The sequence below is a fragment of the Streptomyces tyrfis genome, from assembly GCF_037034285.1.
Lineage (GTDB): Bacteria > Actinomycetota > Actinomycetes > Streptomycetales > Streptomycetaceae > Streptomyces.
The window spans coordinates 61837-76307 of record NZ_JBAGJZ010000027.1 but is presented as its reverse complement, the minus strand read 5'-3'; the positions used below and the strand labels follow the sequence as shown (position 1 = coordinate 76307).

At 71.1% G+C, this 14471-nt stretch carries 11 protein-coding genes; 3 read left to right on the top strand and 8 right to left on the bottom strand.

Annotation, left to right across the window (positions count from 1 at the left end):
• The first annotated feature begins 29 nt into the window (after nt 1-29).
• Nucleotides 30-4655, top strand: a complete 4626-nt coding sequence (locus WA762_RS21290; RefSeq protein ID WP_335937563.1) for a putative T7SS-secreted protein — start codon at nt 30-32, stop codon at nt 4653-4655.
• Nucleotides 4656-5501: 846 nt separating this feature from the next.
• On the opposite strand, the gene mnmA is transcribed toward WA762_RS21290, so the two are convergent.
• A complete protein-coding gene (mnmA, locus tag WA762_RS21285; RefSeq protein WP_335937521.1) occupies nt 5502-6635 on the bottom strand; it encodes a tRNA 2-thiouridine(34) synthase MnmA in 1134 nt (377 codons plus the stop codon).
• Nucleotides 6636-6696: 61 nt separating this feature from the next.
• On the opposite strand from mnmA, the gene WA762_RS21280 reads away from it, so the two are divergent.
• Complete coding sequence (locus WA762_RS21280) at nt 6697-7407, top strand: N-acetylmuramoyl-L-alanine amidase (protein WP_335937520.1); 711 nt, start codon at nt 6697-6699, stop codon at nt 7405-7407.
• Nucleotides 7408-7490: 83 nt separating this feature from the next.
• On the opposite strand, the gene WA762_RS21275 is transcribed toward WA762_RS21280, so the two are convergent.
• The 3 genes from WA762_RS21275 to WA762_RS21265 form a co-directional block, all read right to left on the bottom strand.
• The gene (locus WA762_RS21275) at nt 7491-8660 is read right to left on the bottom strand and encodes a cysteine desulfurase family protein (protein ID WP_335937519.1); all 1170 of its coding nucleotides are present in this window, start codon (nt 8658-8660) and stop codon (nt 7491-7493) included.
• A 345-nt stretch (nt 8661-9005) separates the two neighbouring features.
• Nucleotides 9006-9461: a DUF4190 domain-containing protein gene (locus WA762_RS21270; RefSeq protein ID WP_335937518.1), complete on the bottom strand. Its 456-nt coding sequence runs from the start codon at nt 9459-9461 to the stop codon at nt 9006-9008.
• Between the two features lie 128 nt (nt 9462-9589).
• Entirely contained in the window at nt 9590-9784 is a 195-nt protein-coding gene (locus tag WA762_RS21265; RefSeq protein ID WP_335937567.1) for a hypothetical protein, read from the bottom strand.
• A 102-nt stretch (nt 9785-9886) separates the two neighbouring features.
• Between WA762_RS21265 and WA762_RS21260 the strand changes: the two genes are divergently transcribed.
• Nucleotides 9887-10513, top strand: a complete 627-nt coding sequence (locus WA762_RS21260) for a TetR family transcriptional regulator (RefSeq protein ID WP_335937517.1) — start codon at nt 9887-9889, stop codon at nt 10511-10513.
• A gap of 236 nt (nt 10514-10749) precedes the next feature.
• Here WA762_RS21260 and WA762_RS21255 read toward each other — a convergent pair whose 3' ends face one another.
• The 4 genes from WA762_RS21255 to WA762_RS21240 all read right to left on the bottom strand — a co-directional run bounded on the left by WA762_RS21255 (nt 10750) and on the right by WA762_RS21240 (nt 14430).
• Nucleotides 10750-11223 (bottom strand): carboxymuconolactone decarboxylase family protein, encoded by a 474-nt coding sequence (locus WA762_RS21255; protein WP_335937516.1) that lies wholly within the window; start codon nt 11221-11223, stop codon nt 10750-10752.
• A 327-nt stretch (nt 11224-11550) separates the two neighbouring features.
• The gene (locus tag WA762_RS21250) at nt 11551-12426 is read right to left on the bottom strand and encodes a thioesterase family protein (protein WP_443080643.1); all 876 of its coding nucleotides are present in this window, start codon (nt 12424-12426) and stop codon (nt 11551-11553) included.
• 64 nt (nt 12427-12490) lie between these two features.
• Complete coding sequence (locus tag WA762_RS21245; RefSeq protein WP_335937514.1) at nt 12491-13162, bottom strand: trimeric intracellular cation channel family protein; 672 nt, start codon at nt 13160-13162, stop codon at nt 12491-12493.
• 29 nt (nt 13163-13191) lie between these two features.
• Nucleotides 13192-14430: an ABC transporter ATP-binding protein gene (locus tag WA762_RS21240; protein ID WP_335937562.1), complete on the bottom strand. Its 1239-nt coding sequence runs from the start codon at nt 14428-14430 to the stop codon at nt 13192-13194.
• Between the last annotated feature and the right edge of the window lie 41 nt (nt 14431-14471).

The window sequence follows — 14471 nt, the reverse complement described above, 5'->3', positions numbered from 1 at the left end:
CGGGTGGGGCCGACAAGGGGCTCGGGGGCCTGGAGGACGCCTGGGAGAAGGGGAAGAGGAAGGTCGGCGAGGGCGTCGACTGGGCGACGGACAGAATCGGTGACGGCCTGGAGTACGTCGGCCAGGACACGTTGGCGGCCGTCGTCGAGAACGTGGGTGACCGTACGGCCTCGTCGTTGGGCGCGGCGGTCTGTGAGCGGGAGCTGGGGCAGAGCGAGATCGCCGCCGAGCTGGTCCACGGCAACGCGGACAGAATCGCCGCGAGCGTACGGGACCTGCGGGACTTCGCCGCCGCGTTCGACCTGGTGGGCCGGGGCATGAAGGGCCTGGACTCCAGCCATTGGAGGGGCGAGGCGGCCGACGCGTTCCGGGAGAAGTTCGCAACGGTCCCCACAGACTGGATGCGGGCCTCGGACGCCTTCTCCCACGCGGCCGGAGCCCTGGAGGCGTACGCGGAGACCGTGACCTGGGCGCAGGGCAAGGCGCGGGAGGCGATCGCCCTCCACCGGGAAGGGCTGGAGGCGTCGCGTGCGGCGGTCGCCGCGTACAACGAGCGGGTCGACGCGTACAACGCGGCACGGGACGGGAAGAGCCCGTTGCCGAAGCCGGAGCCGTTCTCGGATCCGGGCGCGGGCCGACGGGAGCGGGCGGCGCAGACGCTGGCCGATGCCCGCGCCCAGCGCGACGCGGCGGCCGGCGCCGCGCGGCAGCTGGTGGACGCGGCTCTGGAACAGGCGCCGCCGATGCCGTCCGCGACCCAGCGGGCGAAGTTCGACCTGGCCGATTTCGGCATGGCGCAGGCCGTGGAGGCGACGCGCTTCACCGGCGGTCTCGCCAAGGGGACGATCGGGCTGACCAACTTCGTGCGCTCGATCGATCCGCACGACCCGTACAACGTGACGCATCCGGCCGAGTACATGAAGAACGTCAACATGACCCTGGCCGGTCTGGTCTCCACCGCCGCCCACCCCGACCGGATCCTCAAGGACTCGTGGGAGTCCCTGAAGACCGACCCCTCCGAGTTCACCGGACGCCTCGTACCCGAACTCGTCGGCGCCAAGGGCGCCGGCGGCGGTCTGAAACCCTTCCTGCGCTCGGGCGTCAACGACGGGGCAGAGGCAGGAGCCGGCAGGGCGGCCCGGCACCACGCCGAAGAGCGGCCGGACGAGGTCGCGCGACGCCCGGCCGACAAGACGTGCGTGCAGGATCCGGTCGACGTCGCCACCGGCCACATGGTGCTCCCCCAGACGGACATCGTTCTGCCGGGCACGCTGCCTCTGGTGTTCCAGCGTTCCTTCGAGTCCTCCTACCGCGCGGGCCGCTGGTTCGGACCGGCCTGGGCGAGCACGGTCGACCAGCGCCTGGAGATCGACTCCCAAGGCGTGGTCCTCGTCGCCGAGGACGGAAGCCTGCTCGCCTACCCGCACCCCGCGCCGGGCGTCCCCGTGCTGCCGAGCCACGGCCCTCGGCACTGGTCACTGGACCGTGAGCCGGACGGGTACTACACCGTCACCGACCCGGACAGCGGTCATGTCAGACGATTCCGCGCCCATGACGAGGGCCTGGCGCTGCTCGTCCAGCTGGAGGACCGCAACGGCAACTGGATCGCCTTCGAGCACGACGACGAAGGCACCCCGACCGGTCTCGTCCACAGCGGTGGCTACCACCTGACACTGACTGCCCACGAGGGCCGGATAACCGCCCTGCGTCTGGCCGGAGCCGCGGAAGACGGCACGGATCAGGAGATCCTCCGCTACGGATACACGGCGGGCCATCTCACCGAGGTCACCGGCCCCTCGGGCCTCCCCCTCGTCTTCGGCTACGACGAGCGGGGCCGGATCACCTCCTGGACCGACACCAACGGCAGTCGTTTCGACTACGTATACGACGAACACGACCGCTGCACCGCCCAGTCCGGAGCCAACGGACATCTGAACGCGACCTTTGCGTACACCGGCCCCGCACCGGACACCGGTCTGCGCACCGCCGCCGTGACCGACTCGCTCGGCCACACCACGACCTACCTGATCGACGACCGCGCCCAGGTCGTCGTCGAGACCGACCCCTTGGGGGCCACCACCCGGAGCGAGTACGACCGCCAGGGCAGGCTGCTGTCCCGCACCGACCCGCTCGGGCACACCACCCGCTGCGCATACGACCAGGGCGGCCGCCTCACCTCGGTGACCCACCCGGACGGCCGCCGTTCCAGCGCCGAGTACGACGCCTTCGGACTCTTGGTGAAGGTGACGGGGCCCGACGGCCTGACCACACGCCAGTCGTACGACGAGCGCGGCAACCGCACCTCGGTCACCGACCCGTCGCAGGCCACCACCCGCTTCACGTATGACGAAGCGGGCCGCCTGACCTCGGTGACGGACCCACTCGGCCACACCACCCGCGTGCGCAACGACCGCACCGGATTACCCGTGGAGATCACGGACCCGCTCGGCGCGGCGACACGTGTGCGACGTGACGCGTTCGGCCGCCCCGTGGTCCTCGTCGACGCGCTCGGAGCGACCACACGCCTGCGTTGGACGGTGGAAGGGCGAATATCCCGACGCACCGACCCCGACGGCGGCGAGCAGTCCTGGACGTATGACGGCGAGGGCAACTGCCTGTCCCACACCGACGCCATGGGAGCGGTCAGCCGCTTCGAGTACGCGGACTTCGACCGGCTGGCGGCCCGCACCGAGCCGGACGGTGCGCGGTACGAATTCACCCATGACACCAACCTCCGACTGACCGAGGTCACCAACCCACAGGGTCTGTGCTGGAGTTACACCTACGATGCCGCAGGCCGGCCCACCTCCGAGACCGACTTCGACGGCCGCACGCTCGTCTACTCGCATGACGCCGCCGGACGGCTCACCGCCCGCACCAACGGCCTCGGCCAGACCATCCGGTACGAGCACGACGAGCTGGGCCGGCTCCTCCGCAAGGACGCGGGCGGCGCGATCACCGTCTTCGAGTACGACGTCTTCGGTCAACTCGCCGCAGCCACCGGCCCCGACGCCGCCCTGACCCGGTTGCGCGACCGCCACGGCCGCCTCATATCCGAGACGGTGGACGGCCGCACACTGACCTACGCATACGACGTCCTCGGCCGCCCGATCTCCCGCACCACGCCGTCCGGCGCGGAGAGCGCCTGGGAATACGACCCGGCCGGCCGGCTCTCCGCGCTCACCACCGCGGGCCGGACTCTGTCGTTCACCCACGACGCCGCCGGGCGGGAGACCACCCGCCGCATCGGCACACTCACCCTCGCCCACGAATTCGACTCCATGGGTCGGCTCGTCGGACAAACGGCCTCGGCCCATGGCCGGAACGTGCAGCGTCGCACCTTCACCTATCGCGCCGACGGCAACCTCATCGGCATCGACGACCAGCTGTCGGGCAGCAGACGCTTCGCCCTGGACCCGGCGGGCAGGATCACGGCCGTCACCGCGTCGGACTGGTCGGAGACGTACGCGTACGACGAAGCGGGCAATCAGACCCACGCCTCCTGGCCCGCCACCCACCCCGGCCACGAAGCGACGGGCCCGCGCGCCTACACGGGCACCCGCATCACCGAAGCCGGCCGCATCCGCTACGAATACGACGCCCAGGGGCGCGTCGTCCTGCGCCAGCGAACCCGCCTGTCCCGGAAACCCGACACCTGGCGCTACACCTGGGACGCCGAGGACCGCCTGATCTCTGTCACCACCCCCGACGGCACCCGCTGGCGCTACCGCTACGACCCCCTCGGCCGCCGCATATCCAAGCAACGCCTCTCAGCCGCCGAGGAGGGATCGACGACCGGCCCGGCACCGGACTCGGTGGCCGAGGAGACCCTCTTCACCTGGGACGGCACGACCCTGTGCGAACAGATCACCCGCACCGACGCCCTGCCCCGACCGGTCGCCCTCACCTGGGACCACCAGGGCTTCCACCCGCTGGCCCAGACGGAACGCATCCTCGCGGCGGACGCCCCGCAAACCACGCTCGACGAACGCTTCTTCGCCATCGTGACCGACCTCGTCGGCACTCCGACCGAACTCCTCGACGAGTCGGGCGCCCTCGCCTGGCACACCCGCAGCACACTGTGGGGAACGACCACATGGGCGGCGACGAGCACCGCGTACACACCGCTCCGCTTCCCCGGCCAGTACTTCGACCCGGAGACCGGCCTCCACTACAACTACTTCCGCCACTACGACCCGGAAACCGCGCGGTATCTCAGTTCGGACCCGTTGGGGCTGGCACCAGCGCCGAACCCGACCCACTACGTGCGCAACCCTCACAATCAAATAGATTCGCTTGGGTTGCTTCCATACGACACACGGGTCTTGCAAGGAGTGGACCACCAACTGCGTGAGGCTGAAAGCGGAAAGCTCAACCACTACTTGCAAGGCATCGGGGACGATGACATAAAACTTGAAAAATACCTCATGAGCAAGAAGGACGCACCAGCAGATTACATCGACAACAGAACCCGGAAGGAAATTATTGTCGACCGTTCATTGCGCGACCCTGACGGATCCCCCGTAGTCATCATTCGGGCACCCGGAATGATTCACGCCTACCACATGTCCGAGATGGACATATATGACTACTTGAACAGCGTACGAAGCTCTACCGGCACCACCAATTGGAGCATCGCCCCCAGTGTCCCCTGAAGAATTCCCCGGATACACCACGACGCCCTACCTGCGGAAAGAGTCGGCGATCTACCCCGCCGCCATTCCACCCGCTCTGCGAGAGATCTACGACTGGATCCTGTCGGCGGAATGGCCTGTCAGAATCGGACTGCGGGCATCCCGCATCTCCGCTCTCGACACCCTGTGCCGCTGGCAGACACTGCGAGCCATCTCTTACCTGACCGCCCTTGCGAGACAAACGGCCGATAGAAAGGCAGTAGAGGATCTAAAAAGAAGCCCGACTCAGGCATTCATCGAAGATCCCTCATTCCCCGGTTTGATGAGCCGACTAGAAGTGCTGGCCAACCGCCTTCCTCTAGATTTGCTTGAGCCCGTCGTAAGGAATTGCACCCCCCTGTTGGAGGGCGGAGAGATTTCTGCATTCGCGGTCGTGACCGGTCTGACAGAAGACTCCGGACCAAATCTACGTCAAGGAATCGAGCGGGCCGCCGCGCTCAGCGGATATTGGTCGGCTTCACCCGAACTACGCCACAGCATGGCAATCACTTGGAGCACTCACGCTTTCATTCACGAATGGATCGCATGGAGTGACAGAACGGAAAAGTCGCACAGCGTTGGAGTCGGGCCCCACCCAAGGCCAGACATACCTTGTACCGCAGAGGCCCCAGACTGGGTTGATCGATTCGCGGCACGCATCCATCAGGGTCAGCCGAATTCTGGCCCACATGTCCGTCGGAAACGAAACCAGCCAGGATCCACCTCTCCGGAGAATTAGCGGCAGCTCCGCTGGAACAGGGTTCAATACTTTCCGAAGCGCCCCGAAGGTGATCAACGGTTGACTTCCAAGTCCGCAGGGGCAGACGGTCAGCCGGTCGTCGTCGCGGACTTCTGCCGCCGGACCGTCGTCGCGATCGTGGCCGAGCCGACGACGCGGGTGCCGTCGTAGAGGACGACGGCCTGGCCGGGGGCCACGCCTCGGACCGGTTCGGTGAAGGCGACGTGCAGGGTGCCGTCGACGAGTTCGGCCGTCACCTCGGTCTCGCCGCCGTGGGCGCGGAGCTGGGCGGTGTAGGCGCCCGGGCCGGTCGGGGCGGTGCCGCACCAGCGGGGCTTGATGGCGGTGAGGGCGGTGACGTCGAGAGCCTCGACCGGGCCGACCGTGACCGTGTTGTTCACCGGGGAGATGTCCAGGACGTAGCGCGGCCTGCCGTCGGGGGCGGGGTGGCCGATGCGCAGGCCCTTGCGCTGGCCGATGGTGAAGCCGTACGCACCCTCGTGGGTGCCGACCTTGGCGCCCGACTCATCGACGATGTCGCCCTCGGCGGCGCCGAGCCGGCTCGCGAGGAAGCCCTGGGTGTCGCCGTCCGCGATGAAGCAGATGTCGTGGCTGTCGGGCTTCTTCGCGACGGCCAGGCCCCGGCGCTCGGCCTCGGCGCGGATCTCGTCCTTGGTGGTGAGGGTGTCGCCGAGCGGGAACATCGCGTGCGCGAGCTGCTTCTCGTCGAGGACCCCGAGGACGTACGACTGGTCCTTGGCCATGTCGGAGGCGCGGTGCAGTTCCCGGCCGCCGTCCTCGCGGACGACGACGGTGGCGTAGTGGCCGGTGCACACGGCGTCGAAGCCGAGGGCGAGGGCCTTGTCGAGCAGCGCGGCGAACTTGATCTTCTCGTTGCAGCGCAGGCACGGGTTGGGGGTGCGCCCGGCCTCGTACTCGGCGATGAAGTCGTCCACGACGTCCTCGCGGAAGCGTTCCGCCAGGTCCCAGACGTAGAACGGGATACCGATGACGTCGGCGGCGCGGCGCGCGTCACGGGAGTCCTCGATCGTGCAGCAGCCGCGCGCCCCGGTGCGGAAGGACTGCGGGTTCGCGGAGAGCGCGAGGTGCACGCCGGTCACGTCGTGGCCCGCCTCGGCGGCGCGGGCCGCGGCGACGGCGGAGTCGACGCCGCCGGACATGGCGGCGAGCACGCGGAGGGGGCGCTGGGAAGTCTGAGTCATAACCCCACCAGGGTACGGCGCGCCGGGAACGGAACGCTCACGGATATGCGTTGAGGATCACATGGGGACGAAGAGGGCGGCGGGCGCGGGCGGGTCGTCGGCCGGGTCCGGGCACGGGATCAGTCGGCGCGGGCTGCTGATCGGCACTGCGGCCACGGTCACGGCGGCGGGCACGGCCGTGCTGGCCCGGGACGAGCTGGAACGGGCCTGGTGGCGGCTGCCCGGGGTGGAGAAGCCCCGGACGCCGGGCGAGGTCGACTACGCGCGGGCCCAGTGGATATCGGCGTCCGAGGCGAACTGGCGCCGGGCCGACCGTCCCGACGACTACTCGATCGACCGGATCGTCGTCCACGTCACCCAGGGCAGCTATCGCAGCGCGGTGAAGGTCTTCCAGGACCCGGCCCACGGCGCCGCGGCGCACTACGTGGTGCGCCGGGACGGTCACGTGACGCAGATGATCCGCGAGCTGGACGTGGCGTTCCACGCGGGGAACCGCGCGTGGAACGAGCGCAGCGTCGGCATCGAGCACGAGGGGTTCGTGGACCGCCCGCAGGATTTCACGGCGGAGATGTACGGGGCCTCGGCCCGGCTGGCGGCGGCGATCTGCGAGCGGTACGGCATCCCGGTGGACCGCGAGCACATCGTCGGGCATGTGGAGGTGCCGGGAACGGACCACACCGATCCCGGGCGGCACTGGGACTGGGACCGGTATCTGAAGCTCGTCCGGGCCGCCCGGACGGCGGGGCCGGAGGCGAGCCCTTCGCGGGCCTGATGCGACCGCGCGGGTCCGCGCCCGTGCACCACGCGCCAGGCCGCTCGTACGGGTCCGCTCGCAGAACCCTCGCGCGGGTCCGCTCAGACGAGTCCGGCCGTGCGGGCCCGTTCCACCGCCGGCCCGATGGCGCGGGCCACCTCGTCCACGTCCTGCTTGGTGGAGGTGTGCCCGAGCGAGAAGCGCAGGGTGCCCCGGGCCAGGTCCGGGGCGGCGCCCGTGGCCAGCAGGACGTGGCTGGGCTGCGCGATGCCCGCGGTGCACGCGGAGCCGGTGGAGCATTCGATGCCCTGGGCGTCCAGCAGCAGGAGCAGGGAGTCGCCCTCGCAGCCGGGGAAGGTGAAGTGGGCGTTGGCGGGGAGCCGGCCGTCCGGCGCCGGGTCGCCGCCGAGGACGGCGTCGGGCACGGCCGCCCGGACCGCCGCGACGAGATCGTCCCGGAGCCCGCCGATCTCGCGGGCGAACTCCTCGCGGCCGTCGGCGGCCAGGCGTCCGGCGAGGGCGAAGGCCGCGATGGCGGGCGTGTCGAGGGTGCCCGAACGGACGTGCCGTTCCTGGCCGCCGCCGTGCAGCACGGGGACGGGGGCGTACTCGCGGCCGAGCAGCAGCGCGCCGATGCCGAAGGGCCCGCCGATCTTGTGTGCGCTGACCGTCATCGCGGCCAGTCCGGAACGGGCGAAGTCGACGTCCAGCTGCCCGAACGCCTGCACCGCGTCGGCGTGCATCGGCACACCGAACTCGCGGGCCACGTCCGTGAGTTCGCGCACCGGCATGATCGTGCCGATCTCGTTGTTGGCCCACATCACGGTGATCAGCGCGATGTCGTCGGGGTCGCGCAGGACCGCCTCGCGCAGCGCGTCGGGGTGGACGCGCCCGTACCGGTCGACGGGGAGGTACTCGACGTTCGCGCCCTCGTGCTCGGCGAGCCAGTCGACGGCGTCCAGCACCGCGTGGTGCTCGACCGGGCTGGCCAGCACCCGGGTGCGGCGCGGGTCGGCGTCGCGACGGGACCAGTAGAGGCCCTTCACCGCGAGGTTGTCGGCCTCGGTGCCGCCGGAGGTGAAGACCACTTCGCTGGGGCGGGCGCCGAGGGCCTCGGCGAGGGTCTCTCTCGACTCCTCGACGGTGCGACGGGCCCGGCGCCCCGCGGCGTGCAGCGAGGACGCGTTACCGGTGACGGCGAGCTGGGCGGTCATCGCGGCGATCACTTCGGGGAGCATCGGCGTGGTCGCGGCGTGGTCGAGGTATGCCATGGTGGGCCCGATTCTACGAGCCCGCCCGCGGGCGCGCGGCGGGGCGTACGCACGGCGCACCGCTGCCCCTCACCCGCGCACCGGGCGGGGCGTCCGGCCGTCCTGGTCAGGTGCCGCCACCGGGCGTGCCACCGGAAACCCCGCCGGGCCCGGTGCGGCCGGCGGGCCGTTCGGGGCGCATCCGCGTGGTCGATCGCGCGACCTGTCCCGGGGTCACCCGGGCGGGCCGGACCGGCCGGTTCAGGACGGGACGGAACGGGAGGGGACGGAACGGGACGGGATGCGATGGGGTGGGGCGGCGTGGGCGGCAGGGGACGGGACAGGACGGGATGGCCGCGCCGGGTGTCAGCCGGAGAAGTTCCAGGAGACGGTGCCGGAACCGGTGACCAGAACGGCCAGCACCACGAGGTCGGCGATGCCGAGGGCGAGCCCGAGGAGGGCGCGGCCGGGGCGGGACGTGGAGCGGACGAGCGCGAGGACCGCCATGACGATGGCGGCCGGGCCGAGCAGGACGTTCATCACCAGCAGGCCGATGAGTCCGAGCACGAAGGAGGCGACGGCGAGTCCGTCGGCGTCCCGGCCGCCGCGCCCGCACTCGTCGGACGCGGACGCGGGCCCGGACTCCGACGCGGACGCGGAATCGGACGCCGCCTCGGTGCGCGGATCGCCCGGGGCGCCGGGCCGCGCCTCGGTCTCGGGCCCGCTCCCGGCGCCGGCCTCGGGCGCGGCGGAGGCGGTGGATCGCGTGCGGGGGTCGGTCTTCACGGCGGGGCGGCGGCGTACGGATGCGGTGAGTGCCATGGGGACGGGCTCCTTCGTACGTGCGTCTTGGTGCGTGCGTCGATCGGGGCGGTCAGGGCGCTCGGGCGGCCTTCGGACCGGCGGCCGGCCGGGGACCGGGCTGCGGTCGGGGGCCTGTCGGTCCCTGATCAGCGGGAGCCGCGCCGCTCGGACGCCCGCTCCCGGACCGCGAAGACCAGCAGCCAGCAGCCGATCACGGTGGCGAGCGCGAAACTCAGCGGAAGCGGAATCTGCACCACGGCTCCGAGAACGAGTCCGAGCAGGAGCAGGGCGGCGACGAGGACGATCATGTTCAGCCTTTCTGCGGGCTCTTCGCGAGCCATGGAGAGATCGCGAGCCATTGAGATTACGACTGTTCACTGACTGGTCAGTCTAGACCTCGGCGCCCCTTCCCCGCCCTGGAGAACAGTTGTTTACTGAATGGCATGAGTCACACCGTCGGCGTTCGCCGGACCCAGAAGCTGAGAACGCGTCAGGCCCTGCTGGACGCCGCGCTCGGGCTTCTGGAGCACCAGAGCCTGAGCGGCCTCGGGCTGCGCGAGGTGACGCGGGCGGCGGGTGTCACCCCCACCGCCTTCTACCGGCACTTCGACGACACGGCCGCCCTCGGCGTGGCCCTCGTGGAGGAGGCACTGGGAAGTCTGCACGGCATGGTCGACGCGATCCTCGGCGAGACCGATGACGGCGCCGAACGGATGCGGCGCGGCATCGAGTCGATCGTCTGCCATGTGGGCGCGCAGCCCGCCCACTTCCGCTTCATCGCTCGTGAGCAGCACGGCGGGGTGAAGGCCGTCCGCGAGGCCATAGCGACCCAACTGCGCCTGTTCGGACGGGAGGTGGCGGCGGCACTGGCCCAGGACCCGGAATGCGAGGGCTGGAGCAAGGAGGATCTGCTGATGCTGGGCGACCTCTACGTCGACTTCCTGGTGATCACGACCTCCGCGCTCCTGGAGGCGGGCCCCGACGGGGAGCGGCAGGTGGCCGAGGTCGCCCGGCGACGACTGAGGCTGCTCACGCTCGGCAGGCTGCACTGGATGGACGGCGCGGGATGACGGGGAGCGCACACAGCAGGGACCAGAACCTGTCTTCGAACTGCCGCCTGTCGTGCGACGCCTGGCACGCACGCTCGCGGGGCGAGGCGGGTCGTGAAACGCGACAGCGCGCGAAGCGTGGGGGCCACCGGCGCCGGATGGCGTCGACGGCCCCTGTCAGGCGCTCCGCCGCCCGAAGCCGGTCCGGGCCGCACCGGTCAGGTCCGGACCGGACCGGCCCCTCGGACCGGCGCGGCTCAGCCGAACTGACCCGGCTGGTAGTCGCCGGCGGGCTGCCGGGTGAGGACGTTCAGGCGGTTGAAGGCGTTGATGACGGCGATGAGCGCCACCAGGGCCCCCAGCTGCTCCTCGTCGTAGTGCTTGGCGGCGTTGGCCCAGACCTCGTCGTCGACGCCGCCCGCCGCGTCGGCGATGCGGGTGCCCTGCTCCGCGAGGTCCAGCGCGGCGCGCTCGGCGTCGGTGAACACCGTGGCCTCCCGCCAGGCCGCGACCAGGTTGAGCCGCCCCGAGGTCTCTCCGGCATGCTCGGCGTCCTTGCTGTGCATGTCGACGCAGTAGGCGCAGCCGTTGATCTGGCTGGCGCGCAGCAGCACCAGCTGCTGGGTCGCGGCCGGCAGCGCCGAGTCCGCGACCGGCTTGCCCGCCGCGGCGAGGTGCTTCAGGGCCTTGGACGTGACCGGGTGGGTGAAGAGGTTCAAGCGAGCATCCATGGTGGACTCCTTGCCGTCGTGGGCGGTTACACCTCCCTGACGGAGACGGCTCGCCCGATGTGACACGCCCAAGTGTGACGCGCGTCTCACCTCTCGCATCGCGGCGGGCCCTCGTGTCGCGGCGGAACCCCCTCGGAGGCGCACGATCCGGCCGAAGACGCACGATCCGGCCGGAGGCGGGGCGATCCGGCCGGAGGCAGGGCGAGGCGTCCGGAGGCGGGGACGGCGTCCGCCCAGCCGCATGCCGCCCGCCCCCGCGCCGCCCAACCGCATGCCGCCCCGGCCCTCGCGCCGCTCAATCGCACGCCGCCCCCGGCCCGGGGCCGGTCAGCCGCGCGGCGCCCGGGCCAGCTGGCGGGACTGGGCGACCAGGCGGTCCGCGCTGTCCCAGACGTCCGCGTCCTCCTCCAGGAAGCCGCCGGCGAGGTTGCGGGTGGTGATGGAAACACGCAGGGGACCGGGGGCGGGGCGGCAGCGGATGTGCGTGGTGAGCTCGACGGTCGGCGTCCAGCCCGTGAGGCCCAGCTCGAACGCGGTGGGCGGCAGCGCGTCGACGGCGAGCAGGAGGGACAGCGGGTCGGGGTCGCGGCCGTCCGCGAGGCCGAACCAGCCGCGCATCTCGCCCTTCCCGGAAGGGGCGCCGACGGCCCAGCCGACCGTCGCCGGGTCGATCTTGATGTCGATCCGCTCGGCGATGGCGGAGCTGCCGGGGATCGGGGCCGGGCCGTCACCGGGGCCGAGGCAGTGCTCCACCGGCGGGATGGCGGGCGGCTTCGCCGAGGTGCGGACCTCGTCGGTCAGCGTGTCCAGGTCGCCGTAGGTGGCCAGGACGCGGATGCGTTCGACCTCGGCGCCGTCCTCCCCGTACTGGAACAGGGACGCCTGCCCGGTGGAGAGGGTGCGGCCGACGCGGGCCGTCTGCGTGCGGATCACCGCGGGCCCCGGCACGGACGCGGTCAGGTAGTGCGCGGAGATCGAGAAGGGGTCCGGGTGGGGCAGGGCGTCGCCGAGCGCGCGGCCGAGCATGGCCAGCAGATAGCCGCCGTTGACCGCGTGGATGATCGTCCAGCCGGCGGACAGTTCGGCGTCGTAGACGCCCTCTTCACGACGGGTGACGGCGGTGTCGCGGTCGAACTCGCTGTCCCCGATGGTCGCCTGCGCGGTTCGCGTCGCGCGCACTTCTGACTGTGCCATGCGAGGCATCGTACCCGATGACATTACTAAGCGGTAGCTTTTCTGATGAGCGGCACGGGCCGGCCCTCGCGGCTCACAGGGCCGCGGCTCCCTCCTCGGCCGTCGACGACCGCCGGTTGTACGCGCGCGGGGCCCGCCAGTGGAAGCGCATCGCGAGCAGCCGCAGCACGAAGGCGGTGATCACCGCCGCGCCGCTGGTGAGCGCGTTGAGCACGTCGAAGCGGATGCACAGCACGATCATCGTGGCGCCGACGATCGCGGGCACCGCGTACAGGTCGCGGTCCCAGCGCAGCAGCGACGGGACCTCATTGGCCAGCACGTCGCGCAGCACGCCGCCGCCGACCGCGGTGGCCAGCCCGAGCGCGGCCGACGCGGTCAGGCCGAGGCCGTAGCCGTACGCCTTGACCGTGCCGGTGACGCAGAACAGGCCGAGCCCGGCCGCGTCGAAGACGTTGACGGCCACCTGGATCCGCTCGACGTGCGGGTGCAGGAAGAACACCAGCACGGCGGCGAGCAGCGGGGTGGTGAAGTAGCCGAGGTCCGTGAAGGCGGCGGGCGGGACCGCCCCGATGACGATGTCACGGAACAGCCCTCCGCCCAGCGCGGTCACCTCGGCGAGCACCGCGATGCCGAAGACGTCGAAGTTCTTGCGCACGGCGAGCAGCGCGCCCGAGATCGCGAAGACGAAGATCCCCGCGATGTCGAGCGCGTGCTGGACGGAGGGCGTGAACAGTTCGTTGAGCACCGGGCAATTGTGCCGGTACCGCTCGTTTACTACTCCTTCGGGCCGTCCTCCGGCGTATCGGGCGACTCCGCGCCGGAGGCCGCGGCTTCCGGCGACGGCTCCCCGGACGACGGCTTCCCGCCGGAGGCCGCGCCCGACGCCTCACCGGACGCCGGGGCGTCCGGGGACGACGGCTGTGCGTCCCCGGTCTCCGGCTTCTGGATCGAGACGATCTCGATCGCCTCGCGCGCCGCCTCCGTCACCGTCTCCCCCGGGACCTGGTCCGGCGCGTTCTCCGGGTGGTGGCAGGCCACCTGGTGACCGGTCCGCAGCGCCACCAGCGGCGGCTCCTGCGTCCTGCAGGTCTCCGTCGCCTTCCAGCACCGGGTGTGGAAGCGGCAGCCGCTGGGCGGCGAGATCGGCGAGGGCACGTCGCCCTTCAGCAGGATGCGCTCGCTCTTGGCCGCCCGGCGCTTCGGGTCCGGGATGGGGACCGCGGAGAGCAGCGCCTTGGTGTACGGGTGCATCGGCGCCTTGTAGAGCGACTCGCGGTCGGCCAGCTCCACGATCTTGCCGAGGTACATCACGGCGATCCGGTCCGAGACGTGCCGGACCACCGAGAGGTCGTGGGCGATGATCACGTACGTCAGGCCCAGTTCGGTCTGGAGGTCGTCGAGCAGGTTCACCACCTGCGCCTGGATGGAGACGTCCAGTGCCGACACCGGCTCGTCGGCCACCACCAGCTTGGGCTTGAGCGCGAGCGCGCGGGCGATCCCGATGCGCTGGCGCTGGCCGCCGGAGAACTCGTGCGGGTAGCGGTTGTAGTGCTCGGGGTTGAGGCCCACGACCTCCAGCAGCCGCTGCACCTCCTTCTTCACACCGCCCTCGGGCGTCACGCCCTGGAGCTTGAAGGGGGCGCCCACGATGGTGCCGATGGTGTGCCGGGGGTTCAGCGAGGAGTACGGGTCCTGGAAGATCATCTGCATGTCGCGGCGCATCGGGCGCATGGCCCCGACGCCGAGGTGCGTGATGTCCCTCCCCTCGAACTCGACCGTGCCGGCGGTGGGTTCGAGCAGCCGGGTGATCAGCCGGCCCATCGTCGACTTGCCGCAGCCGGACTCCCCGACCACGCCCAGGGTCTCGCCCGCGTACACCTCGAAGTCGAGCCCGTCGACCGCCTTCACGGCGCCCACGGTGCGCTGCAGCATGCCCTTCTTGATCGGGAAGTGCTTCTGCAGGCCGGTCGCCCTCAGCAGCGCCTCGCGGGAGCCGGAGCCCTGTCCGGGCACGTCCGCGCTCCCGCCCGTCCCCGTCCCGCGCTCGCCCTTGC